Below are 23140 nucleotides of genomic sequence, written 5' to 3' on the forward strand. Positions count from 1 at the left end.
CTCGCAAGCCCCGCTCCAGCCGCAACTGTTAAGCTAATGGCCCTGCGCAGTGAAGCCCGCGGAGCTGCGCCGGGGGCGCTTTGCCGCCTTTCTGCGGCGGGAAAGGTCGGGGAATCCGGTGGGGACAGCCATGATCTTTCCCGGGATCGTCCTGAAAAGGGACCATGCTTTGACGTTTTTGGCCACAATCGGGATCGACCCTCCGGCCATGAAATTTCTGGCTGTGATTTCGATCCTGGCGCTGCTCACGATGGGTGGAGCCGCCATTTCCGATCAGTTTCTGACGGCCGATCAGCACGTCGCGCACGGGGTGGAATAGCGCGGCGGGCGGAGATGCTTTTTGTCTTGGGGGAGACAGCGATGCTTTCGATCGACCAATTCCTGCGCTTCATCAGCGTGCCCGCCCTGTTCGCGGCCTTCATCATCGCCTCGCAGATATCGGCAGCCCTCTCGCAAGGCTAGTCAGCCGATCGCAGACGAGCCGAGCAAAGCGAGCACGGCCAGCGCCATCAGCGCGGTGCCGAGCCAGCCCAGCGCGACGAGCCATGAGCGGCCCTTGAAGCGACCCATGATCGCCTTGCTCGACACGATCAGCATCATCATGGCCATGATCGGAACGGCGACGATGCCGTTGAGCACGGCGCTCCAGACCAGCATGTGGATCGAATCGATCCCGGTGAAACCGAGTCCGAAGCCCATGATGGTGGCCGCGGCGATGATGGTGTAGAAGCCGACCGCCTCGTCTGGCTTCGCCTCAAGCGTCGCGCGCCATCCGAAGATCTCCGCCACGCCGTAAGCGGCCGAGCCCGCCAGCACCGGAATTGCGAGCAGGCCGGTGCCGATGATGCCGGTCGCGAACAGGGCGAAGGTGAAGTCGCCGGCGAGCGGCCGCAGCGCTTCGGCGGCCTCCGTCGCCGAATTGATGTTGGTGACGCCATTCGCGTGCAGCACCGACGCGGTGGTGAGGATGATGAAGAAGGCGATGCCGTTGGAGAGCAGCATGCCGGCGATGGTGTCGGACCTGATGCGTGCCAGCTCCGGACTGCCGCCGCGCTTGAGCTCGCGCAGCGGCTTGTCCCGCTTGCCCTGGTTCATCTCCTCGACCTCCTGCGAGGCCTGCCAGAAGAACAGATACGGGCTGATCGTGGTGCCGAGCACGGCGACGACCATCATGAAATAGTCGGCGCTGACATTCGTCTTCGGCCACACCGCCGCGAGCAGCGCCGTGCTCCACGGGATCTTGACGGTGAAGGCGGTCGCGACATAGGCGAACAGCGCCAAGGTGAGAAATTTCAGCACCGGCGAATAGCGCCGATAGGGCAGGAACACCTGCAGCAGGGTCGAGCCCGCCGCGAAGATCAGCGCGTGCTCGTGGTTGAGGCCGCCGATCACCAGCGACAGCGCCTCCGCCATCGCCGCGATGTCGGCGGCGATGTTGAAGGTGTTGGCGGCGACGAGCATGGCGACCAGCGACAGCACCGCCCAGCGCGGCGCGATCTGCATGACGTTGGCGGCGAGCCCCTTGCCGGTGACGCGGCCGATCCGGGCGCTGACGAGCTGGATGGCGATCATGAACGGCGTGGTCAGAAACACCGTCCAGAGCAGTCCGTAACCGAATTGCGCGCCGGCCTGCGAATAGGTGGCGATGCCGGACGGATCATCGTCCGCCGCCCCGGTGACGAGACCCGGCCCCAGCCTCTGCAACAGCGTCGGCGCGGATTTCGTAGCGGTGAGGGCACTGTCGGTCATGGCAGGAGGACCTCGGTCGGGCGCGTCCTTCACAAATGCTAATCAGGGAACAAGGTTCCCGCGCCGGAGGTGAGCGGGCGTCTCATCCGATTCGGATAAAGCTAATCGGCTTTGACTCGTCGGGCAAAACACCTGTATAAGTGCATCATCGGAGGATACCCGGTGCCCGCTTTGGCGCGCATCCCCGGGCGCAACCGGGCGGCCATGGACGGCTGTCGCGCATTCCGCAACCCCCGTATTACGGACACCAGCAAGGTGTTCGTCCCGCAGAGAGTGCGGTCGATTATTTGATGCTGACGAACATGCCCCAGGCGCCGGCCAGCGCGGCGCCGGAAAAGATGATCAGCGGGTTGTCGCAGAACGCACTGCCATAGGTGCACATGGTGACGCCGAACGAGCCGATCTCGTGATGGCTCGCGGAGTAGAACAGTCCGGACAGCACCAGCAATGCGGCGGCGACGAAATACATCGATCTCTCCGAGCTGTCCCCGTTGCGTCTATCGCAAGGGACATGTTCCAGCATGGCGCGAACCCATTGCATCCTGCCGAATTCACCCTGCTGCATTTGAACTAAAGTTGACCCGTCCCCCCGGGATGCCGCCGTCGGCTGCAGTTTGCTGCGCAATCTGGACGTGCGAGCGGGAATGGAATATCTGCGCGGGAACTGTTGGACGCGCTCTCCATTAACGAACATGAACAATTGGACCAACTGAGGGGAGTGGCCCATGGGCGCCGAGCGGATGCACCCTCCGCGGTACTGGCGGATGCGGGCGGAAGAATTTCGCACCAAGGCGGACAATTGCGAATATCCCGAGACGCGGGACGTGCTGCGCAAGGTGGCGGAAAATTACGACGAGCTGGCGCGCCGCGCCGCGCGCATCACCACACTCGAGAGCCTGGACGAAGCGCGGGGGGGGGGAGCCCGCCAACAGCAAGCCCGCTTGATCGTTCAGGACAAACCGCTTGATGGTTCAGGACAAAGCCGATAACCAGCGCGCGCGATCATGGGGCGTCTAGGCCCTCGCTTCTATCACAAGCACCGCCCGCGCCATTGGAACGAATGTCCACTTTGGCACTTAGGAACTCGGTCCTCCAATGAGGGATGCGATGAGCAGCGAACAGCAGGGCCCGGCAACGAGGCCGGATCAGCATTTCAGGCCGGGGCCGGCCTGCCCCAAATGCGAGAGGGGCACGCGCTGCCTGACCTCGATCTTCGACGTGAGGCACGATCGCTCGATCCTGATCTATCGCTGCGACTCGTGCCGCGAGGACGTCTGGATCTGAGTGAGGGGGTCCCCGGCTTCCGCCCAATCTGCAGGATGGCCTTTTGCGGGTCGCAGAGGAACGCCGCATAGGAACTTCGCTTGTTTCGCGCGCTTTTCGTCTGCATCGACCACGCAAGGCGAGACAGCTTCCGACCATGCAATCACGCTACCCGTTGTTGAAGAAGTGGACAGCGGAAGAGCACGAGCGGCTGACGGCGCTGGCCGAAGCCGGCTGGCGGCCGGACGAGATTGCCGGCGAGCTTGGTCGCAGCGAAGCGGCCGTGAGGGTGCGAGCCTGGCAGCACGGCATCGCGCTGCGCCTCGTCACGCAGAAGCGCGCACGATCCGATCACCCATGACATAACGGGCCGATGGCATTACTTTGGCGCCTGCAAGCCTGGGGACTTCAGCCAATCGCTGATGTGCGCGGACGTCTCCGCCAGGCGTGCCCGCCTGAGAAGACTGTCGCGCTCCGCGCCTGCGGGTAATTGATTGGCCAGGTCTTTGAACTGGGCGGCCAGTTCGGCCAGTCGCTCTTCCAGGGAACGAGTATGCTTCACTCTGCGGCGATGCCCGATCACGACGCACGCTCCTGAGCTGTTGACGACGACTCCAAAACTGAAAACGGTAAGTTCAGTTCCCTGCTCGGAACAAATTATGTGCTTTTCAAATATGCCTTCGATGGCCGTGGGTTAAACAGCAGCCCAAGTCGATGGAGACATGCATGGTCTCGCGTGCTGCCGTATCTGGTCGCCGGTCTCGTTAAGTTCACTTCTGAACTGTCCGCAATCATCTCTTGACCTACTTTGCCCATCGAGCAGGAAGACGGGAGCTTGTCATGCTCGCCAGCAAGGAATTCGAGGCATATCTCGACCGGCAGAAAACGCATCAGCTTGATGGAAGCCAAACGACGCGGCAGATGCTGCGCCGTTCCCGGGAGCAGATCGCGGCGTCAATGGCGCTGCTTCAGCACCAGGTGCCGAAGATCTGGCATCCCGAGCCTCCAGAACAATAGAGACCTCGTCCACCGTTCTTCACGAGGCACTTGCAATCGAGACATCCAGCCGCTGGAGTCCCGCAACCTGCGGCAGCGACATGAAGCCTGGTTTGGCGAAATAGTAACCCTGGAACAGCGCGATGCCGGCGGCGCGCAAGGAAGTGAGCTCGGCCTCGCTCTCGACGCCTTCGGCCAGCACGGTGATGTCGAGCTCGCGCGCGATCGCGGCCACAGCGGCGACGATCACCTGCTTGGGATGGCTGAGCTGGATGTCTCGCACGAGCTCCATGTCGATCTTGATCAGGTTCGGCTGCAACCGCGCAAGCAGGCTGAGGCCGGCATAGCCCGCGCCGAAATCGTCCAGTGCGGTCCAGAACCCGAAGGCCTTGTAGGCGCGGACGATGTTTTCGATATGGGCGGGATCGCTGATCCGCTCGTTCTCGGTGAATTCGAACATCAAATTCGAGGTCGGAAAGCGCGCGCGGCGCGCGGCCTCCAGCGATTTTTGGATGCAGGCGCGCGGCTCGTAGACCGCATTCGGCATGAAGTTGATCGAGAGCCGCGCCTCCGGGTCGTCGAACAGCGCGCCTGCGGTTTCGATCGCCAGCACGCGTGCGGCCTGGTCGAAGCGATAGAGCTGCTGGTCGGTGAGCTGGCTAAGGACGCTATGTGCACTTTCGCCGTTAGGACCGCGCACCAGGGCCTCATAGCCCCAGATGCGGTGCTCGACGACGTTGACGATCGGCTGAAACGCCATCTTGAACTGGAACGGGAGCTCGGTCCCGTCGGCACATCCCGCACACTTCACAGCCATCACGCGAACTCCAAGCCCTCTCAAGCGCCGCGGGAAAAACTAGGTCGCAGGCGTTAAGGAACAGCGAAGAGCAGAACGATAGAAACCTCCTGCTCTGTCCCGCGTTTGCGCGCATGGCGAACCGTGATACCAGGCAGCGGCCGATGTGCGCCGCGTGCAACAAGCCCATGACCTTCATCGACTCGGTCAGCTCACCCGAGGGGGCGATTGCCATCTTCCGGTGTTCCGCCTGCAACAAGCTGTCCTGGGAGAAGCCCAGGCGAGACCAGAACCAGGCGCGCTCGCGTTGAATTTGCGCGGGGGAAGAAACGGCCCCAGCCCGGGGGCGAGCTGAGGCCGTGGGGGGTAGCCGGTCGTGCATCCGGACCGACGCACCGATAACCTTTAGCCCGAACAGCTGTTCCTATTTCAGACGACGATGGTCGCGCGTCGCGACGAAACACGCCTGAAACAGTGCTGAAACCCGATTGTCTCGAACGCCCCGCCCGCTGTGCCCGACCAACCTAGCGAAAAGGAGATCATCATGATCCAGGTCGGTTCGAAGGAAGAAGTCGCGTTTCTGCTGGCGCTGTTCGGCACCCACACCCAGCCGGTCAAGCGGCCGGCGAAATCGCGCGCGTGAGGCGCTGATCCCATGCCAGGTTTGGCCGAATGCCAGAGCCTCTTGCGGCTTCTGATCGCAAGGGGCGACCCGAAGGCCATCCCGCTCGCGAAGGGCGCCATCGATCAATATCTGAACACGGCGCCAATCTGCATGCGCGGCCGCGGCCTGCGCGTGCTCCAGCGCGACGCGCTCGACCAGCATGGGACCGCGGTCGGCGTGCAGCGCTCGTTCGCCGAAACGGTGGATGCCTATATCGTCGGGAAGCTTGCGGAGGAGTGAAGGGCCGAATGTCGTTTCGCTCCTGTCGCTTCGCACCTGTCGCTTTCGCTTCAAGAAGAGACACGAACGCGGCAGGCGATGCTGCCGCGTTCGATTTGGTCATCGTATCCTGAGCCCGGCTCCCGCGATTACTGGGTCGGCGGCAGCACGGCCTGCGTGGTCTGCTGCGGCAGGTTGGTGTAGGTCGCGCTTTCCTTGGTGCAGATATCCCTGAACACCACGACGCCGGCCTGCGGATATTCCTTCACGAGGCAGTTGCAGTTGTTGTTGACCACCGGAGCGGGCGCAGCCGCCGCGACCGGTGCCGCAACCACGGTGGCGGGCCGCTGCACGACCACCGTCTTCTCCACCACCTGCGGCGTCGGAACGTACACCGGCCTGTTCACGACAACCGGATACTGGACCGGCCGGACCACGACCTGCGGCGGGATATAGACCGGCGGCGCGGGCCGCGGATAGACGACGACCTGGGGCATCGGCCGCGGGCCGGGATAGACGACCGGGCGCTGGCCGCCGTTGCCGCCATAGCCGTTGAAATGGGGACCGAACTGGGGCCGCGCCTGCGGCGCGTTGCCGTACTGTCCGTTCTCGCCCCAGCCGGCCTGAGCCGAGCTGCTCGCAACGCCTGCCGCAACACTGGCCAACACGATCGCTGCCGCCATCTTCGTGATCATCAGGGTCTTCGTCATGGTCCACCTGTCTGGTTGTTTGTTTTGTCTCATGCCGTCGTCGTGGGATGAGTGATAGGCGGACATGGCGCGTGCATCCGTGACCCCGCGCACACAGCAGGCGAAATCCTCCTTCGTTGGAATGAGAGATGACGGGGGAGGGGCGGCGCGGCCGGCGCTCGTTGCCTGCCGGATCGACTTGGGATGGGTACACGCAGGCGAAGTGCAGGCGCAGGTCGGGAAAACGCCGGGTTCCCGGAACCTGTTGATTCCACCAGATTTTTTCGGGGCCGCCGGAAACCCTTTGTCCGCTTCGGACCTAATACGGGCAAAGGATGCTGCAATGCCCCGATATTATTTCGACCTGCGCGACGACACCGGTGTAGCGCTCGACGAGGAAGGGTTGGAGCTCGCCAGCGCGCGCGCCGTTCAGGCGGAGGCCGCCAAGTCGGTCGCGGACATGGCGCGCGATGCCATCCTCTCCGCGCCTCCCGCAGGTGCCAGGCAGACCATGGCGATCGACGTTCGCGATGCCAAAGGTCCCGTGATGCAGGTCAAGTTCTCGTTCGCGATCGAGACCTTCAGGCCGCCCTCGACATCACGCGATCATTGACGCGTGAGAAATTCCGGCGGGTAGGAGTCGGACTCGAGCACGGCGATCTTGCGGCCGAGCTGCCAGACCTCCACCTTGCCGTGCCGCGTGAACCGCTGCGCGAAGGTGAGGGCGTACGCATCCGACGACGCCTCGAACGCTTCGGCGGAGCGGAACACGCCGTTGTCGCCGACCAGATAGGCGCGATATTGCTGCATCATGACGGTGCCCTCAGCCCGGGCGATTGCAGCCAGGCGTCGATGTGCATGGCGGTCTCGTCCTGCCGCGCGCGGCGCAGCAGCATCTCGCGGCGGCGCCCCGGCGCCAGCGTGCGCGCTTCCTCGCGCAGCCGGGCGGCCTCCTCGGCCAGCCGTTCGGTGAGTGTCGTGGTCTGCTTGAATCGTCGTCGTGTCGGCATGCACGTCTCCCTCGTTCGTGTGCGGGGTGGGAGCGCTTTTCGGCGTTCTCATCACCGGTCGACGCCAATTGCCTTGCGGTGATGGAGAAAGCTTACGCCCCGCGTTTGAGGGAGAGACACAGCATATGATATGTCGGCGGATTAAATTGCGAGAGCGGGTTGAGCCAGTTGAGGGACTTGGTCAACTTGAGTGCCTGCGACCCAATGTTCACTTTTGAACAAAGCCAGCTCAGCTCGCGTGGGAAGGGACGCGCCGGATGATCAGCGCGGGATGTGAGATCTCTGCGCCGGCGCGAGCGCTGCCGAGCTCAGCGCAGCAAAGCCGATGACATCATCACGCGCGAGATGATTTCAGAACAACGTGCGTGTGGCCCGCAAGCCGATGCTGGCGAAGAGGATGACTTGACAATGTTCGTGTTTTGTTCTAGCAAAGTAAAAGTTCAACCTCTGGGCGAAGAGCAAATGTATCTGGTCTCGCTCCCAAAATTTCTGCGGGATAGCCGATGAGCAATTCACTGCTCGCTTTGGTCCTGTTGGACACGCCTGCAACGCCGGACATGTCGGCACTTGCGAAGGCGCTCCGCGCGCGACATCCGGAGCTGGCAACTGATGTTGCGGAGAACGGAGACGCGCAACAGGCTGAGGCAAACTCGCCGCTCATTCGCTGTGGCAACGAGCTTGTTGCCGTCATGTCGATGCCGGCGCGCATTCCCGACGATCCCGGCTTGTGGTCGCGCGCTTCCACGACATGGCCGCTGGCGAAGGCGGCCGCGGCGCGACATCAAGGGCATCTGATCGTCTCTGTGCTAGGCCAAAGCCAGCAGCCGCTGTCCGCCGCTCGTCTGACAACTGCTGTCATCGGCGCATTGATTGCGACGGTGCCGGAATGTTGCGCCGTTGTATGGAATGGCAAGGTCGCACGATCCGCCGATCTATGGTCGGACATGTCCAGTCGATCGTTTGCGCCGTATCCAGACTATCCTTCCTCACTGTGGGTGGACATATTGCCGTTCCGATCAGAGACAGGCATCGGAGCAGTAACGATGGGGCTGTCGGCATTTGCTGAGCGTGAAATCGAGTTCGAGACCCACAAGCTGACACTTCCAACGCTGGTCAACAAGGTGGACGGCCTTGCCGTCTATCTGGTTGAGCACGGGCTCGTGGTCAAAGACGGCGATACGTTTGGTCGGGACTCGCGCGAGCGCTTCTCGGCTCGTTACAAGGACTCCGATCGATTTGAAGGCTTACCCGTTCTTTTCTGTGCCGATGGCTCGGCATAATCAGCGTTAACCCAGCTCGCCCGAGCTTACGGCTGTAGCAGTGGTGAACGCATCTTCCTTCTCGATGCCGCGCGCAACAATCTTCAAGCTTTCGTCAGGTAACGGCCGTTGCAGCGCCTTGGCTTCATCCCACGGTGCTCGGAGCCACACATCTCGCTCTTCCGCTGTAGTCAGCAGCACCGGCATTGCTTTCGGATGGATCGGCTCCACGATCTCATTCGGCGTCGTGGTAAGAAAACCGTACACCTGGTGCGGCCCCGGAACGGGCTTCGACTTCGTGCCGCGATCCCCATTGAAAGTCGTCCAGATCCCGGCGAACGCGAACAGCGGCCGAGCGTCCGCGAGCGCAAACCACACGATATCTTTCTTCTTCGTCTCCGGGTTGGGCTCCGGTGCGTATTCGGCAAAGCTGTTGACTGGCACGAGGCAGCGGTGCTCCGGCTTGAGCCACGCGCGCCAGTGCGGCGACGAGGTGTTGCGAATGTTCGTGACGGGCGGGCCGCCGGTGCGGGGGGGCGGCGGCATGCCCCAGCGCATCAGCACCATCTCCCGCTCGCCGGCTGCGTCGCGGATGACGGGCGCGGGGTAATCCGGAAACACGCCGGGCATCGGCGCCAGATTGCCTTCATAGCGGCGGACGACCCGGAAGAGTTCGGCAATGGCCGCCTGATTGGTGGTGATTGAATAGAGATTGCACATGAAATCGGTCGGTCCTTAACGTTCGCCGGGCCACCAGTACGATGCCGGATTCTCAACTGAGATCTTCGTTGGCCTCAATGCCACAAGTGCGCTTCGCTTGTAGGGATAACGCCGCACTTCCGAACAATCCTTGCACCGCATGTAGCGTTCAAGTTCATGGACGGGCGTCGTCTTGGCGCGTCGAATGACGTCGAGCGCAACCGTTTGGTTGGTGTCGCACCCCAGACATCGAACTTCGAGATATAGGAAGCCCGCATTGATGGCGTCACCGATCGTCGGAGATGGTTGGGCGGGACCTCTATAGCCGAGCATTCGATAGTTCCACGCCGCGCAAGCAAGCTTGTCGGCCTCCTTGCGCGCCTCCTTGGCGCGTTCGGCCGATATCTTGATTTGAGTGCCGTAGAGATGTTGGCGCGACTTGGTCGTCATCGGGCAACCAAGTCATGCGCCAACAGCGTTGGCAAATTGTCGATCCCTAGTGGTCAGGCAGGGCAATGTGCTACTGCCCGTCGTGGCTGTGGAAAACCAAAGCGCTCTCAAATGCTGACCAACTGGCGGCCCGTCCCCTTGCAATCGACGCACGCCAGTTCGCCACCGACCATCTCCGGAGGAAACAGGCAGCGTCCGCTCCCGATGCATTCCAGGCAGACGATTTGGCCGGCGCCGCATTCGAGTTCCTCAACTTCGGTCTCGAATTCGGTGTCACAATTATGGGCGCAGTAAACCACCATCGAAGTTGTTGCACCCGCCGAACGTGTCAAGTCATCGTCGATGAGTTTTTGCAAAGACACTCTCCGGATATTTCTCGATAGCTTCGACACGAAGCCACTCGACAGCATCGACGATATTGTCGGCCTCCCCTTCGGCATCGAAGCCGTTCACCTCATCACCGAGCCCGAGGTTGATTTGAAAACCGCCATTCCAAAAGGTGGCGATCGTGAAATTGATTTCACTGTCGTATAGATCCTGAAGAATGCGGGAGGTTCTATCCATCAGAGGTCCTCTCTCAATCCTTTGAAGAAGGGATGCCGGACCTTGCCCTCGGCCGACTTGGCGCGGTATTCGATTTCCGCAAGCAGCTTCGGCTCGACCCAGATGCCCTTGTGCGCAATGCGCTTGGCGTAAGGCTGCGTCTTGCGAATGAGCGGCTTCAATCGTTTTTGCAGTTCTGCGGCAGATGTCTTGTCGAATCCGTGGTCGACCTTGCCCGCATAAATCAGATCATCTCCCTTATGGCGCCCTAGATACATGCCATCCCATTTGCCTTCGTCGAGTGCGAAGCCTGCGATGGTTAGCGTCTCTCGTTGCGCGCAAGTTGTCTTGACCCAGTTGTTGCCGCGGCCACTGTTGTAGATGCTGTCGCGAACCTTGGAGACCACGCCCTCAAGCCCAACCTTGCACGCATGCGCGAACATCTCGCGTCCATCGATTTCGAAGCTGTCACTGAACTGCACGTCGGTGCCGGAAATGATTTTCTTCAACTCGGCCTTGCGCTGCAATAGCGGCAGGCCGCGCAGGTCTCGCCCATTCAGATAAAGAAGATCGAACGCCACGAGCACGATCTTGGACGATGTGCCCTTGAGCTCGTTTTGAAGGACGGAAAAATCGGTGCTGCCATCGGCAGCAGGGACGACAACCTCGCCATCGATGACCGCCGATCCCGCCTTGATGTGCCAGGCGTCGTCGGCGACTTTCTTAAAGCGTTTTGTCCAGTCGTAGCCGCGCCGGGTGTAGACGGTGACGGCCTCGTTGGCCAAATGAACTTGCACTCGGTAGCCGTCGAACTTGATTTCGTGAATCCACCGATCTCCGGATGGCACCCGGTCCACCGCCGATGCCAAGGCCGGTTCGATGAAGCCGGGGAAGGGCGCCTTAGCACCGGCGACCGGAGACTTCCGCTGACGCTGCAACGCCACTGACAAACTCCACGCAACGAACACCTTGATTCGAATCCTTACGGTCAGATTCGTTCCGCGAATTCGCCGCCGCCCTGATGGACGTGGGAACAGATTGAATCCTCTTGCGTTTCACAGGTGCAAGGAGCTGCAACATGGCTAAAGCGAAGAAGCAGACCCCTCGCGGTCGCAAGCAGGACCGTGCCCGCGTGGCGGGCGGACAGAAGTATGAAGTCAGCTACGAAGCGAAGAAGACGAGCCGCTCGGCTTCTGCCGTGAAGAAGGCGGTCAAGAAGGTCGGGAGCAGCCGGAAGAAGGTGGAGCGTAAATTAAAGACGCGCTGACCGCGCAAGGAACTTTCGGTTTTCAGCCAGAGTTGGTTATTGCCGGCATACCGTTGCTTGCCGGCTGGAATGCGGCTCCGGCGCAACCTGCCCCCATCTCTGTGCCGGAGTCGTTTTCGTCCGTTTGACACGTCGGGCAAAACACTGGCAGAATGGCATCATTGAAAATCATGCCCGCGCGGAGCAATCCGCCGCGGGTTTTTTATTTGCGGAGACTCGTCATTTAACAAACGGATTTCCAAATGCCCAAATTTAGGAGAAGGACCGAGCTGCATCTTCCTGTTGCTCAGCATGTGGCTACTGAAGGTTTCAGGGCACCAACGCTGGCCGATATCGAAACCCTGGCACGCACCAAGACCGAAGCCGCACTCAACGTGCTTGCTGCCATCATGTTTAGAGAGACAGCGAATGCCTTTGCGCGGGTGGCCGCCGCAAACGCTATTCTCGATCGTGGGTGGGGCAAACCGGTGCAGCCCTTGGCTACGGACGCGCGGCCGCGCGAATTGCTGCAACGGATCGAACGCATCATCGTACATCCGGACGATCCATCGATAATCAACAATGAGACCAGCGAACCCGATGCTTCGTAAGCTTCGCAAGTAAGGAATTGCAATGAAAACACGATCGCCAGCGACTCCACCTGAGTCTAAATATATGCATCTCCAGGAAGAGGACGCGACTCTGATCGGTTTACCCCGATGGTTGCGGGACGCGCTTGCATATAAACCGGAGCAACCGGCTGTGGAGCCGAACACGCCCGCGAAGCCGACCGCGGCAGAGGCCGCCGACCGGCGCAACATTCGAATCCTAAGCCGGGTATTGTGAAGACTTGATCCGCTGGGCCGATGGCTCATAAATCCGGCTGGCCCGCGGCGCAAGCCACGTCCGCTTCGTTTTCGAAACCGGACGTGCTCAGCTCGCAATAGTAGGTCAGCTATGGGCCAAATCCGGACCTGCAAAGCAGCGGCCCGATCGCAGATGGATGCGGCTCAACGGCGCACCTCGAAGTAAGTTTTGCCTTCCCGTTCGAACCCCGCTTTTTCGTAGAAGCGTAGTGTGCTTTCCCGCTTCGAGCCTGTTGCCAAGTGTATTTTGTAGCAATCGGCCTGCGAGGCAATATCGAGCGCATGAGCGAGAACTTGTCGCCCGAGCCCCCGCCGCCGGTAGTCGGCGTGAGTGACTACGTTTTCGATCACCCCATATGATCTACCGCCTCTAGTTAGGTTGGGTACGATCGCGAGGGTGCACGAAGATACGAGCATATCACCTGCTTCCGCCACAATCACAGTAACGAAGTTGGATGTAAGCAACGCGGACCACGCCCGCTCAGCAGTAGCTCTTTCCAACTCGGGTTCGTGCGGATGCAGGTGCCGGTATAGGCTCAACACCGCCGGCAAATCGCGTAGGGCCGCAGAGCGGATAACGGGTGGGGTCATGGACTGTTATCAAGCATGATGGCTTTGCCGCGATGCTATCATAAACCAGTGACACCGAGTCGCTCAAAGGTCTGCAATGGGTCAAAAAGCGAAATGCCGAAGTCGTCAGCCTAGGTCTGCTTTACCCCAAGAAGCGGAACTTATAGATTTGTCCTCCTACGCCGCGGCCGCTCCGAACCACCTCGTCATTGCCTCTGCAAGTCCGTGTTGGCTCCCGTCTCCCACCCACGCCACGTGCCCGTCGGGCCGCACCAGCACGGTTTTGGGCGCAGCGACCTGTCCGATGGACGGAAGCTCCCATGCACCGTGATAGCCCGCTTCGACGAGATCGATGCGATCCGCCCAAGGCGCGGTGTCGAGGCCGCCGGCATCGCCAAAATCGAGCAGCAAGCCGCGCGCGCGGTGCAGCAGCGTGAACAGTCGCAGCGGACGCCCTCCGACCGTCAGGTCGAGATCGGGCATGCGGCGCCCGAGCAGCGCGTGGCCTTGGCCGAGATCATAGTGCACGTCGAGCCCGCTCATCATCGCGCCAAAACGCTGGCGCGGCGCGTCCATGGCGAGCAGTTCGGCGACGATGTCGCGCGCGGCCTTGAGGCCGTCCTCGCCGCGGCGGAGCAGGGCGATCTGCGCCTTGGTGTTGCGCAAGGTCCTCGCGGCGAGGGGATGGCGCTCGGCGTGGTAGCTGTCGAGCAGAGTTTCGGGCGACAGGCCCTTGACCACCTGCGCGAGCTTCCAGCCGAGATTGACGGCGTCCTGCACGCCAATGTTGAGGCCTTGCCCGCCGACGGAGTGATGGATATGCGCGGCATCGCCGGCGAGCAGCACGCGAGCCTTGCGATAGGACACGGCCTGCCGTGCCGCATCGGTGAAGCGGGAGATCCAGGACGGGTTGTGGAGACCGAAATCGGTGCCGTAGACGGCGACGAGGGCTTCGCTGAGATCGCGCGGACCAGGCGCGCCGGTGCGATCGAGCGTCGCTTCCGTCACGACCACCAGCACGCGTCCGCTCTCGGTCTTGCTGATTCCGTGAAAGCCGAGCGCGTCGTGGCGCAGACCCCATGCGGGCTCGTCGCGCATCTCGACTTCAGCCATGAGATTGCTCAGCGTCGGCTCGGAGCCTGCGAAGTCGATGCCGGCGGCCTTGCGCACCAGGCTGCGGCCGCCATCACAGCCGACCAGATAATTCGCGCGCAAGGTCTCGCCGCCGGACAGCGTCACGTCGATGCCGGTCTCGTCCTGCGCAAAACCCGTCACCTCGCGGTTTCGATAGATCGGCACCGCGAGCTCGCTGACCCAGTCGGCCAGGATGCGCTCGATGTGGCTCTGCCGCAATGCGAGCCCGTAAGCGTGCCGGGTGGGGAGGTCGCTGATGTCGAGCCTGGTCCAGGCGAAGCCCGCGAGCTGGGTGATCTGTCCTTCGCGCAGGAAACGATCCGCGACGCCACGCTGGTCGAGGATCTCGATGCTGCGCGCGTGCAAGCCGCCGGCGCGCGTGCCGACCAGTTCCTGATCGGCGCGCCGTTCGACCATTGCGACGTCGACATGCGCGAGCGCGAGCTCCGCGGCCAGCATCAAGCCGGTCGGGCCACCGCCGGCGATCACGACGGCGTGGTCTTGCGCGTGGTCTCTCACATGGTCTTGTGCGTGATGGGCGCCGGCCCCTTTGCTGTGGCCGCGCGTCCGGGACGTCGGAAGCAGTACAGGCATGTGATGACCCCTCGGGTTTGGATGGTGTTCGGGTCGAGGGTTCTACGGCAGGGTCGGGGGCTTGAAGCAAGCCCGTTGCACACCACATATCTGAGTGGGGAGAGGGAAATCCTTTGTCCGCATTCGGCGCGTTGACACGTCGGGCAAAACACCGGCATAATGCCATCGTCGAAAAGAGTTTGGTTCAACCCGCGCGGACGCGATCCGACGCGGGTTTTGTTTTGGAGTTTGAGCTTTCCGGCGTTGCGGGCTTGCGACCTTCAGCAGATGCCGGTGGTCCGCTGCATGGTGCTGGCGAGTTCCTCGAACGAGAACGGCTTTCTGATCATGGGAAGGCCGTCGCGCCGGGGTTCACGTCCCGACAGTTGCAGGATCTTCAGTTCCGGGCGGCGTCGTCTGGCCAGCTCGGCGAGTTCGTGACCGTCCATGCCCGGCATGTTGATGTCGGTGATGAGGATGGAGATGTCCTGGTTCTGCCTGAGCCGGTCGAGCGCATCCGGGCCGCTATTGGCGCTGATGACGCCGCAGCCGAGATCTTCCAGCATGCCCACAAGGACATCGAGCACGCCGGGATCGTCGTCAACAACCAGTACGGTGTGGCTCATCGCAGAATGTTCCTCCTGAAGGAATAAACGCGCCCGCCTTGGTGTAAGTTCCGCACGGCGTGATCGAATGAGAGATGTTTTGCACGTCACGCAGAGCGCGGCCGAAGAGCAACGTTGTGCTGCGCCCGCCTGCGGAGCGGCCTAATCGTCCTTCGACAAATCGCCGGGGCTGGTGGGGAGGTCGATGGTGCCGCCCTCGCCATGCACCAGATCGCGGTCGTTGTTGTCCGTGTCGCCGGCGTCTTCAACGACGGTCTCTTGCGTGTCGCGCGCCTTGTCGATGCCGCGCTTTCGTCCTGGAAGATTTCGCGATGTGTCTTGTGATGGAGTCTTGAGCGTCATCTGCCGGCCTCCTGATCGCCTAACGCAGCTTGAGCGAATTCGTTCGTTTGACACGTCGGGCAAAACACCGGCATAATGCCATCATCGAGACGAGTTTGGTTGACCCGCGCGGAACGCATCCGCCGCGGGTTTTTTCGTCTCGATCGAGATCGGACGGCGGCGGCGCATTGCGGCCACGCACTCGTCAAACCTGGAGCGCCGATCGGCGCGCCGTCGTCCGTACCATTGCTGGCCGTGCACGCGCGAACGTGCCGGCCCGCGGCGCTGGGCCAGTGCTCGCGCCGCTGCGGCCTCCGGGAACGGAGATAGGGTTCGCGCCCGAAACGATCGCGCTTCGTCTCGCGATCTGCCGCGCATTTCTTTTTGTGGAGAAGTCATGACAGCCTATCTGATATCGCTCGCACTCGCGGGCCTGGTTGTAATCGCGCTGTGGGAGACGTTGTCTTGAGCGAGGACATGGAAATTGCGCTCGTGAGCGAGCCGGTCCGCGCGCCTGCGCGACGGAAGACGTCCAGCGCGCACACCCTGACCGAAATCCGCTCGCTGGCACGGAGTCACACCAGAACCGCGCTCAGGGTGCTGGTCGGCATCATGCGCAGCGACGATGCAACGCCGGCCGCCCGTGTCTCCGCCGCCAATGCAATCCTCGATCGCGGCTGGGGCAAGGCGGCGCAGCCGATCGAGAACGGGGAGGATCGCGTGCTGGAATTGATTCACCGGATCGAGCGCATCATCGTGTATCCGGCAAGCCTGCGCGATGCGGATGCCGGGATGACGCCTAAGCCGTGAAAAGATCGATCTGGAATTCGGTTCCGACACTCCGAGCAACGAGGACTGGTCCGCGATGTGGCGGAGGCGTGCCGGCCTGTCGTAGTGCGAGCGAGCGCATCCATTGTCCATCCTGAAAATTCCGACGGCCAAGATCTTCGAGCCACTGCTGCAACCCGCGCGCTACAAGGGCGTTTATGGTGGACGCGGCTCGGGCAAATCGCATTTTTTCGGCGAGCTTCTTGTCGAGACCTGTCAGGCCGAGCGCGGCACGCTCGCAGTCTGCATCCGCGAAGCGCAGCGGACGCTGGCGCAATCTTCCAAGCGGCTGATCGAGGGCAAGATCGCAAGTCTTGGTCTCGAACACGGCTTCAAGTTCTTCAGCGACAAAATCGAAACGCCTGGCGACGGGTTGATCATCTTTCGCGGGCTTCAGGATCACACAGCCGACTCGATCAAGTCATTGGAAGGATTTCGCATCGCCTGGATTGACGAGGCTCAGTCGTTGAGCGCGCGTAGCCTTGCGTTGCTGCGGCCGACGATCCGCGCAAAAGACTCCGAGCTGTGGGCGAGCTGGAATCCACGCCGCAAGAGCGATGCGATCGACGATTTCTTGCGCGGGCGGCGACCCGAGGGAGCTGTCGTCGTCAAGGCGAACTGGCGCGACAATCCCTGGTTTCCGCACGTGCTCACGGAGGAACGGTTGCTCGATCAAAAGCTCTATCCGGAGCGCTACGATCACATCTGGGAGGGCGAATATGCGCGCGCCTTCGAAGGCGCCTATTTCGCTTCGTTGCTGTCGGAAGCGCGCGCGCAGGGACGGATCGGAAAGGTTGCGGCGGATCCGCTGTTGCCACTGCGCGCCTTCATCGACATCGGCGGCGCTGGCGCCGCGGCGGATGCCTTCGCGATCTGGATCGTGCAGTGGGTCGGCACTGAAATTCGCGTCCTGGATTATTACGAGAGCGTCGGCCAGGTGCTGGCGTTTCACGTCAACTGGCTGCGCTCGCGCGGCTATGACCAGGCCATTCTTTACCTGCCGCATGACGGCATCGCCGCCAACAACATCACCGGAAAGCGCTACGAGGATCATCTGCGCGAGGCCGGATTCACGGTCGAGCCTCCGGTGAAGAACCAGGGGCCGGGCGCCGCGATGATGCGGATCGAGGCATTGCGGCGACTTGGTCCGCAGCTTTGGTTCAACAAGGACACAACGGAGCCCGGCCGCGAGGCGCTCGGCTTTTATCATGAGCGCAAGGACGAGGCGCGCAACATCGGGCTCGGCCCCGAGCACGACTGGTCAAGCCACGCCGCCGATGCGCTGGGATTGATGGCGATCTGCCATGAGCAGCCAGGCAGGGCAGCCGCGTTCAACCGGCCGATCCGCTATGCCGAGCAGGGGTGGGTGTGAGTGACACAATGGGCCGCGGTGAAACCTGCGGTTGACACGTGTTCGTGTTATGTTCTAGGAGGTGTAATGTCTACTGCTGCGTGAGATTTGCGATGTCGACGTTGAGAATACTGGTCGACCTGATCGGATACGCGGTGGCGAGCCGTCCTACCATTCCTTTCCTTCGGCTGGATCTATGTCGAACCATTCAGTGCAACGCCGCAGCCATTGCAGTGGCCGTGGTATCGTCGCGATGCGACAGGCCGGATCGAGCTGCGGCAAGCCGCTGCGGCTTGGATCGGATTTGGAATTTGCGCGATCGTATTGCTTGCGGCTGTCTTCGCCGTCCACATCGCCTTCCGGCGCGCATATAGGTTCGAACACGATGCCGGATGACGGGAGGAGAGGGACGTGAGGTTCAATAGGGGCGGCCTGATCTGCGTTGGCTTCTACGCGTCTTATGTTCTGTTCATGCTGGCAGCCGCCTATCTCGCCCGCGACAGTAAGACGAGCGGATTTTTCATGGCGCTCAGCGCTCTTCCCGGCTGGCTCGTCGTGGGAGCCATGCCAGGAGCCACGATGGAGTGGCTGCTGCTCAACGGCTATTTCTTCGTTCAAGTCGGGGTGTATCTGCTGAGTTTGGCGGCCGCCTATTTGGTCGGATGGATCCTTGAGAAGGCTGTCCTCGGGGTCGCGCCGACGCTGAACCGCATCGACCATTGGTGGTTCGATCGAGCCCGTGGGGACGATCGATAGGTCGTGCGAGCGTCGATTGCGAGACGGTTGCCTCGTCTGGGCGGCTTGCAATGAATACGACGTCCGTCAAAGTCCCAACGTGCCGATGTTTCGCAATGGAGGCACGAAGTTCAGGAGTGATCAATGCCGGGTCGACACGCACTCACAGTTCAACTTAATCCCTATGGCGTCGGACACGCGGCCGTCACTCTGACTGATCCGTCGGGGCAGACCTATGCGGGCTTCGGTCCGCGTTGGCACAATGCGCCGATCAGCCCAGGCAAATTTGACGTCCATACCGTACCCACGGGATCGACAGCGCTGCCTTCGGACTTTTCCAACGTGTTCGGCGACGATCACCGGACCTACACCGTGCCGATCACCGAGGAACAGGCCAGGTCCGCGCACGCCGAGATCAGTCTCATTGGGCGCGAGGGACTCTGGTACAATGCCATGAAGCGCGATCCTCGCGTTTGTACGACGATCGTTGACCGCATCATGCAGGCCGCCGGCGTGAACGCGGGACTCTATGCGCTTCCGCGGGTTGATGATGAATATCTCTCTGATATCGCGGATACACTTGCGCGGGATCCGAAGGCGAAAGTCATGAGCCAGCACCGGCTTCCTATTCCCGACACGCTGCGCGGCATCCAGCGCGACTATGCGTTCGTCGGCGGAGGATACGACACGCCCTCGGAGCGCGTGCGACGCCCGTTGTCCGGACAAGGAGGCTCCCGTCCAGCGGCGGGTGAGCCGCCGTACCCAGCCGATGCTGAAGCTGCGGGGGCGGATCAAGGCGCGACGTTTGCCGGTCGGTTTGGCAATTGGATTACGTCTCCGGGCGGCAGCGCGCCTGCGCCGAACGCGTCCGAGAAATCCACCGGTGATGCGTCCGCTGTCTCTCGCCGCGATGTTCGCCGCTTGACCCGGCAGGATGCTCCCTCCGCGACGGACGTGTTCAGGTCGGGTGCTTCGCCTGTGCCGTATCTGCCGTCCCCGGGATTGAACGAGCGATTCGGTCAGTGGGGCACGCGTTCTGATGATCGGGGCGCCCCAAGCAACCGGCCAATCGGCGCGTTCGCGGGAGAGCCGAGCCATTCGATCCCGCCGCCGATCTGGGGCACGGATGACCGAGGAAATGATGGGCAGGGCGATGACGATGCCTGGTTTGCCCGCTGGGTCCAGCCCTTCATAATGCCACGCTGATGAAGCCGGTCCACCGAACAGCGCGGTGAACGAGCTCTGGCCGAAAGGTATTTCATGTCGAGAATGTCGATCTCCGAAGTAAAGGCGATGCTCGCCTCCGAGAAAGCCAACGCACTCGCTGCTATGTCGGCGGCGCGGCTCGCCGAGGAGCGGGCCGACGCGATGGACTATTACCTCGGCGACATGCGCAAGGACATGCCGGCGCAGGACGGCCGCTCGCGTGCGGTGTCGACCGACGTCGCCGACACCGTCGAAGGCCTGATGCCGTCGTTGATGGACATCTTTGCAGGCTCCGACGAAGTCGTGCGCTTCGAGCCGGTCGGTCCGGAGGACGTCGCCGCCGCGCAGCAGGAGACGGACTACGTCAACCACGTCTTCATGCAGCAGAACGGCGGCTTCATGGTGCTCTATTCTTTTATCAAGGATGCGCTGCTGTCGAAGGCCGGCATCGTCAAGGTCTGGTGGGAAGAGCGCGAGGAGGAGAGCCGCGAGACCTACTACGATCTGACCGACGACCAGTTCGCGCTGCTCGCCCAGGATGCCGTGGAATCGAACGGCGCGATGAAGATCGTCGCGCACACGGTGCATGACATGGCCGCCCGGCAAGTCACGCCGCAGACTGCGTCCTGAGAACAGCAAGGGGATTCGCTGTCGCATGCTCTTGGGGGAGGCGGACAGCGCCGGTCCCGAACATCTGAACAAGACGATAAGTGGAATTTCTGCCTGACAACGGCGATAGTCGCCGTGAACAGGTGACTGGGGGTGGGATACCGGCCACCCCCGCGCGGCCTAACCCCGGCAGAGAATCCACTTATCGACGCGGATTTTTTGTTCAGACAACCGAGACCATCTAACCCACGGTTGACGTAGTTCCTGTTTTGTTCTAAAAAGAATAGTCTCTGCCTCTGCGTGAGTTTTCTGATGTCGGTATTGTCAATGCTGACAGAGCCAATCGGCTACACGGTGGCGCGTGCTGCCTTGCCGCCCGGTTCATTCGGCAGGATCTACCTCGAACCCTATAATGCAACTCCGCAGCCATTGCAGACGTAAGTCATCAACAATACCCCACACCGGGGGTCGACATGAATTACCTCGGCGGGCAATTTCGATGGTAATCGGGTGGATCCTGGAGCTGGTTTGGTGGGGCATCGGTTACTCCGTGGCCCGACTGGTGCTGCCCCTTGTATCCTTCGGGAAGGTCCAGGTCGGCACCCCTCTCGATACTAGCCGATTTGGCTGGCTGGGGTTCAGGCGTAACGAAAGCGGGCGTTTGGAAATCGAGGCCACGCTTTCCGCCCTCATCGGCCTGGTGATCTGTTGCGCCGGGCTTGCTGTGGTTCTCTATTTTATTCACTGATCGCGCCCGCAACGAACGCGGCCCGATTCCTGCAAGCCGAATCGCGAAGGCCAGGCCGTAGCTTCGAGGAGCGGCGGCCGTGTTGTGCCTTGGTGGCAACGTGCGATGACGAGACCGCGCGCACCGATTTATGGAATGCTCCTCGATCCTCGGGCGGCTGCGCTTTCAGGAAATCTCGGAACCCCGGGTCTTGCGATCGTCTATCGAGAGACGTGCAGACACTCGGCATGCATGGAGGTCAAACAATTCGGTGCTGGAGTGCCACGCATCCACCGATTCCCTTTGTGGATGGGGCGACACGGGCCCAGCAGGCGCCCGATAATTCGCTACCGGCTCGGGGAACTGCCCCTTGGGACCTCTCTGATCGTTTCGGCAATCGGAATGGCCTCGGTGGTGTATTCGGACCGTTGAGATGAGGCGGACGTCTCGGCCAGTCCATGACGGCGCCGATTTGGTGCGCGCAGACGGACAGCTGGTCTAAGTCCAGACGTATGAGCGCGGCAGCGCTTACCAACTTGGCAGGTCGCCGCATTTTAGCGCCACACGCAACTGAGAGTTCAATCCAACATGCCCACTCCCTTGCTGGCCCCGGCGCTGCCTGCGCCGATGGGACCTCTCGTCACGCATGACGTTACCATCGTGACCACGCGCAAGCTTAATCGGGTGCGAGTGATGAGGGGGCCGCCGGAAGCCTCGAGCGCGGTGTGCGCATCCGCGACTGCAACTATTGCCTCCACGAGGTCGTCAGCGCGATCGAAGCGAAGCTGATCGCAGAAGGCTTTTACACTGGCCAGATCAGGGTCTTGCTGCCGCATACCGGCACGACGCTAGGAGAAGGAGCAGATCACGATAATGGACGCGATGCCAGCGATCACCCAAGCGAGCGCGAAGCGCTCGTGCCTCGCGGCATTCGCAAGATGAAGGCGGCCAGCTTCGGTCAGGCAGCTGGGGTCGCATCGGGAGATGAGCACCGATGCCGGGCGGTCGAGTTTGAACAATCGACCAATCGTGAGTGATGCGGCGGCGACAAGCAGAGCTTCCAACCAGGCAACCGACACGATTGCCGCAGTCTTATTCACCCAGGTCGGATGTGCAGGCAGCATCGACATCTGTGCGCCAGGGGTCACGTTGTTGAGCACGACGCGAAGATCGTTGAGATACAGGCCTGCAATAAGCAGAAGGCCCAAAACCCAGATCACAGCGAAAAGGGCCACAGGGAAGCTCATGTCGGAAATCGCTCGGATGGTGAAACTGCTTCAAGCATCGCCAAAAGCAGGACGGCGGTCAACATAGGAGAGTGTGATGGCAGAAGGCTACAACCCCGATCGCGGTCCGGACGGACTTTCCTTCTCGGCAACGCCTCCGTTCTTCCCGATCGGCAGATTCGGTGGAACCTACTACTGGAATCCCGGCTCCCCCACCGCACCGCGATGGACCGTAAATCGCAGTCTGGGCGCCCCGGGAGCAGGATTGGAAGCCGTCTTTCTCGCGCCCGGAATGACCAGCCGCGATACGCTTGGATCCGGCATCAGCGGAAACGTTTCGACGCTCATTCCGTCGGTGAGTTTGAATACCACGTTTGCCAATGGTGGCGGTGTGCTTCCACCGCTCGCGATGCCCAGAGTGACGTCCGTCGGTACCGGGATCGGCACATTTAATATGTCCCCCTCATTCACGACGACCCTGACGCCGGATCAGATCGCCGGTTGGCTACAGACGTTCTTTGCGCCTCGCGCGATGGGACCGATCGATGAAGTATCACCAATTTCCCGAACTCTGACGTCTCGCCTCGGGACAATTGGTCCGGTGAGCACACCGCCTGTGAGCAACTTGAGCCCGAGGGATCGAACCCTCGGGGACGGGATGGGAGATTGGAGAGCTTCGACCGACCTTCCCGCCTTGCAAGAACGTACTCAATCACAGGTAGAACAAGGACCCGGTGGATTGCTCGGGATGATCCAGGACCATATGCGCAACAACGCCTACTAGC

General features: G+C 61.7%; 33 protein-coding genes. 16 read left to right on the forward strand and 17 right to left on the reverse strand.

The window, feature by feature from the left end:
• Positions 1–130 precede the first annotated feature (130 nt).
• Positions 131–319, forward strand: a complete 189-nt coding sequence (locus N551_RS0108585; protein WP_027566617.1) for a hypothetical protein — start codon at positions 131–133, stop codon at positions 317–319.
• 143 nt (positions 320–462) lie between these two features.
• Here the strand turns inward: N551_RS0108585 and N551_RS0108595 are convergent, their stop codons facing one another.
• Positions 463–1749, reverse strand: a complete 1287-nt coding sequence (locus N551_RS0108595) for an NRAMP family divalent metal transporter (RefSeq protein ID WP_027566618.1) — start codon at positions 1747–1749, stop codon at positions 463–465.
• A gap of 283 nt (positions 1750–2032) precedes the next feature.
• Positions 2033–2218 carry a hypothetical protein gene (locus tag N551_RS0108600; RefSeq protein WP_027566619.1) on the reverse strand — a complete coding sequence of 62 codons (186 nt, stop codon included), beginning with the start codon at positions 2216–2218 and terminating at the stop codon, positions 2033–2035.
• A 256-nt stretch (positions 2219–2474) separates the two neighbouring features.
• On the opposite strand from N551_RS0108600, the gene N551_RS0108605 reads away from it, so the two are divergent.
• From N551_RS0108605 to N551_RS0108615, 3 genes are all read left to right on the forward strand, one after another.
• A complete protein-coding gene (locus N551_RS0108605; protein ID WP_027566620.1) occupies positions 2475–2738 on the forward strand; it encodes a hypothetical protein in 264 nt (87 codons plus the stop codon).
• A gap of 118 nt (positions 2739–2856) precedes the next feature.
• Complete coding sequence (locus N551_RS38675) at positions 2857–3033, forward strand: hypothetical protein (RefSeq protein ID WP_197031112.1); 177 nt, start codon at positions 2857–2859, stop codon at positions 3031–3033.
• A 136-nt stretch (positions 3034–3169) separates the two neighbouring features.
• The gene (locus N551_RS0108615; RefSeq protein ID WP_027566621.1) at positions 3170–3373 is read left to right on the forward strand and encodes a hypothetical protein; all 204 of its coding nucleotides are present in this window, start codon (positions 3170–3172) and stop codon (positions 3371–3373) included.
• Between the two features lie 18 nt (positions 3374–3391).
• Here the strand turns inward: N551_RS0108615 and N551_RS0108620 are convergent, their stop codons facing one another.
• On the reverse strand, positions 3392–3595 hold the full coding sequence (locus N551_RS0108620; protein ID WP_027566622.1) for a hypothetical protein: 204 nt from the start codon (positions 3593–3595) through the stop codon (positions 3392–3394).
• 257 nt (positions 3596–3852) lie between these two features.
• On the opposite strand from N551_RS0108620, the gene N551_RS38680 reads away from it, so the two are divergent.
• Positions 3853–4029 (forward strand): hypothetical protein, encoded by a 177-nt coding sequence (locus N551_RS38680; RefSeq protein WP_197031113.1) that lies wholly within the window; start codon positions 3853–3855, stop codon positions 4027–4029.
• Positions 4030–4048: 19 nt separating this feature from the next.
• On the opposite strand, the gene N551_RS0108630 is transcribed toward N551_RS38680, so the two are convergent.
• Complete coding sequence (locus N551_RS0108630; protein ID WP_027566623.1) at positions 4049–4825, reverse strand: EAL domain-containing protein; 777 nt, start codon at positions 4823–4825, stop codon at positions 4049–4051.
• Positions 4826–5459: 634 nt separating this feature from the next.
• On the opposite strand from N551_RS0108630, the gene N551_RS0108645 reads away from it, so the two are divergent.
• Positions 5460–5708, forward strand: coding sequence for a hypothetical protein (locus N551_RS0108645; RefSeq protein ID WP_027566624.1), 249 nt, complete (start codon positions 5460–5462; stop codon positions 5706–5708).
• 128 nt (positions 5709–5836) lie between these two features.
• Here N551_RS0108645 and N551_RS0108650 read toward each other — a convergent pair whose 3' ends face one another.
• Entirely contained in the window at positions 5837–6397 is a 561-nt protein-coding gene (locus N551_RS0108650; RefSeq protein ID WP_027566625.1) for a hypothetical protein, read from the reverse strand.
• Positions 6398–6719: 322 nt separating this feature from the next.
• On the opposite strand from N551_RS0108650, the gene N551_RS0108655 reads away from it, so the two are divergent.
• Positions 6720–6989, forward strand: coding sequence for a hypothetical protein (locus N551_RS0108655; protein ID WP_027566626.1), 270 nt, complete (start codon positions 6720–6722; stop codon positions 6987–6989).
• Here N551_RS0108655 and N551_RS0108660 read toward each other — a convergent pair.
• On the reverse strand, positions 6983–7189 hold the full coding sequence (locus tag N551_RS0108660; RefSeq protein ID WP_027566627.1) for a hypothetical protein: 207 nt from the start codon (positions 7187–7189) through the stop codon (positions 6983–6985). The genes N551_RS0108655 and N551_RS0108660 overlap by 7 nt on opposite strands.
• Complete coding sequence (locus N551_RS0108665; protein ID WP_027566628.1) at positions 7186–7386, reverse strand: hypothetical protein; 201 nt, start codon at positions 7384–7386, stop codon at positions 7186–7188. The genes N551_RS0108660 and N551_RS0108665 overlap by 4 nt, the downstream gene beginning before the upstream one ends.
• 503 nt (positions 7387–7889) lie before the next feature.
• Between N551_RS0108665 and N551_RS0108670 the strand changes: the two genes are divergently transcribed.
• Positions 7890–8666, forward strand: a complete 777-nt coding sequence (locus tag N551_RS0108670; RefSeq protein ID WP_027566629.1) for a DUF4261 domain-containing protein — start codon at positions 7890–7892, stop codon at positions 8664–8666.
• Positions 8667–8672: 6 nt separating this feature from the next.
• Here N551_RS0108670 and N551_RS0108675 read toward each other — a convergent pair whose 3' ends face one another.
• The 5 genes from N551_RS0108675 to ligD form a co-directional block, all read right to left on the reverse strand.
• Positions 8673–9365: an SOS response-associated peptidase gene (locus tag N551_RS0108675; RefSeq protein ID WP_027566630.1), complete on the reverse strand. Its 693-nt coding sequence runs from the start codon at positions 9363–9365 to the stop codon at positions 8673–8675.
• Between the two features lie 15 nt (positions 9366–9380).
• Positions 9381–9794 carry a hypothetical protein gene (locus N551_RS0108680; RefSeq protein WP_027566631.1) on the reverse strand — a complete coding sequence of 138 codons (414 nt, stop codon included), beginning with the start codon at positions 9792–9794 and terminating at the stop codon, positions 9381–9383.
• A gap of 107 nt (positions 9795–9901) precedes the next feature.
• The gene (locus N551_RS0108685; protein ID WP_155809562.1) at positions 9902–10150 is read right to left on the reverse strand and encodes a hypothetical protein; all 249 of its coding nucleotides are present in this window, start codon (positions 10148–10150) and stop codon (positions 9902–9904) included.
• A complete protein-coding gene (locus N551_RS0108690; protein ID WP_027566633.1) occupies positions 10128–10358 on the reverse strand; it encodes a hypothetical protein in 231 nt (76 codons plus the stop codon). Before N551_RS0108690 ends, N551_RS0108685 begins: the two co-directional genes overlap by 23 nt.
• The gene (ligD, locus tag N551_RS0108695) at positions 10358–11281 is read right to left on the reverse strand and encodes a non-homologous end-joining DNA ligase (protein ID WP_027566634.1); all 924 of its coding nucleotides are present in this window, start codon (positions 11279–11281) and stop codon (positions 10358–10360) included. Before ligD ends, N551_RS0108690 begins: the two co-directional genes overlap by 1 nt.
• A 134-nt stretch (positions 11282–11415) precedes the next feature.
• Here ligD and N551_RS0108700 point away from each other — a divergent pair, with 134 nt between their 5' ends.
• Together N551_RS0108700 and N551_RS0108705 are read left to right on the forward strand one after the other, a co-directional pair.
• Positions 11416–11604 carry a DUF3606 domain-containing protein gene (locus tag N551_RS0108700; RefSeq protein ID WP_027566635.1) on the forward strand — a complete coding sequence of 63 codons (189 nt, stop codon included), beginning with the start codon at positions 11416–11418 and terminating at the stop codon, positions 11602–11604.
• 242 nt (positions 11605–11846) lie between these two features.
• Positions 11847–12194, forward strand: a complete 348-nt coding sequence (locus N551_RS0108705; protein ID WP_027566636.1) for a hypothetical protein — start codon at positions 11847–11849, stop codon at positions 12192–12194.
• Between the two features lie 399 nt (positions 12195–12593).
• On the opposite strand, the gene N551_RS0108715 is transcribed toward N551_RS0108705, so the two are convergent.
• The 4 genes from N551_RS0108715 to N551_RS0108730 form a co-directional block, all read right to left on the reverse strand.
• Entirely contained in the window at positions 12594–13040 is a 447-nt protein-coding gene (locus tag N551_RS0108715; protein ID WP_027566637.1) for a GNAT family N-acetyltransferase, read from the reverse strand.
• 156 nt (positions 13041–13196) lie between these two features.
• Positions 13197–14747: an FAD-dependent monooxygenase gene (locus tag N551_RS0108720; protein WP_027566638.1), complete on the reverse strand. Its 1551-nt coding sequence runs from the start codon at positions 14745–14747 to the stop codon at positions 13197–13199.
• A 260-nt stretch (positions 14748–15007) separates the two neighbouring features.
• Positions 15008–15352, reverse strand: coding sequence for a response regulator (locus N551_RS0108725; protein ID WP_027566639.1), 345 nt, complete (start codon positions 15350–15352; stop codon positions 15008–15010).
• Positions 15353–15493: 141 nt separating this feature from the next.
• On the reverse strand, positions 15494–15694 hold the full coding sequence (locus N551_RS0108730) for a hypothetical protein (protein WP_027566640.1): 201 nt from the start codon (positions 15692–15694) through the stop codon (positions 15494–15496).
• Between the two features lie 444 nt (positions 15695–16138).
• Between N551_RS0108730 and N551_RS0108735 the strand changes: the two genes are divergently transcribed.
• The 5 genes from N551_RS0108735 to N551_RS0108760 all read left to right on the forward strand — a co-directional run bounded on the left by N551_RS0108735 (position 16139) and on the right by N551_RS0108760 (position 20423).
• The gene (locus N551_RS0108735) at positions 16139–16483 is read left to right on the forward strand and encodes a hypothetical protein (RefSeq protein ID WP_027566641.1); all 345 of its coding nucleotides are present in this window, start codon (positions 16139–16141) and stop codon (positions 16481–16483) included.
• Positions 16484–16586: 103 nt separating this feature from the next.
• Positions 16587–17873: a PBSX family phage terminase large subunit gene (locus N551_RS0108740; protein WP_027566642.1), complete on the forward strand. Its 1287-nt coding sequence runs from the start codon at positions 16587–16589 to the stop codon at positions 17871–17873.
• 390 nt (positions 17874–18263) lie between these two features.
• Entirely contained in the window at positions 18264–18608 is a 345-nt protein-coding gene (locus N551_RS0108750; protein WP_027566644.1) for a hypothetical protein, read from the forward strand.
• A 123-nt stretch (positions 18609–18731) separates the two neighbouring features.
• Entirely contained in the window at positions 18732–19793 is a 1062-nt protein-coding gene (locus N551_RS35245) for a hypothetical protein (RefSeq protein WP_197031114.1), read from the forward strand.
• Between the two features lie 54 nt (positions 19794–19847).
• Positions 19848–20423 (forward strand): hypothetical protein, encoded by a 576-nt coding sequence (locus tag N551_RS0108760; protein ID WP_027566645.1) that lies wholly within the window; start codon positions 19848–19850, stop codon positions 20421–20423.
• A gap of 1554 nt (positions 20424–21977) precedes the next feature.
• On the opposite strand, the gene N551_RS0108775 is transcribed toward N551_RS0108760, so the two are convergent.
• Positions 21978–22376, reverse strand: coding sequence for a hypothetical protein (locus N551_RS0108775; protein WP_027566648.1), 399 nt, complete (start codon positions 22374–22376; stop codon positions 21978–21980).
• Positions 22377–22452: 76 nt separating this feature from the next.
• Here N551_RS0108775 and N551_RS37790 point away from each other — a divergent pair, with 76 nt between their 5' ends.
• The gene (locus N551_RS37790; RefSeq protein ID WP_155809563.1) at positions 22453–23139 is read left to right on the forward strand and encodes a hypothetical protein; all 687 of its coding nucleotides are present in this window, start codon (positions 22453–22455) and stop codon (positions 23137–23139) included.
• The last annotated feature ends 1 nt before the right edge of the window (position 23140 follow it).

Origin of the sequence: Bradyrhizobium sp. URHA0013, assembly GCF_000518345.1 — a bacterium.
GTDB lineage: Bacteria > Pseudomonadota > Alphaproteobacteria > Rhizobiales > Xanthobacteraceae > Bradyrhizobium.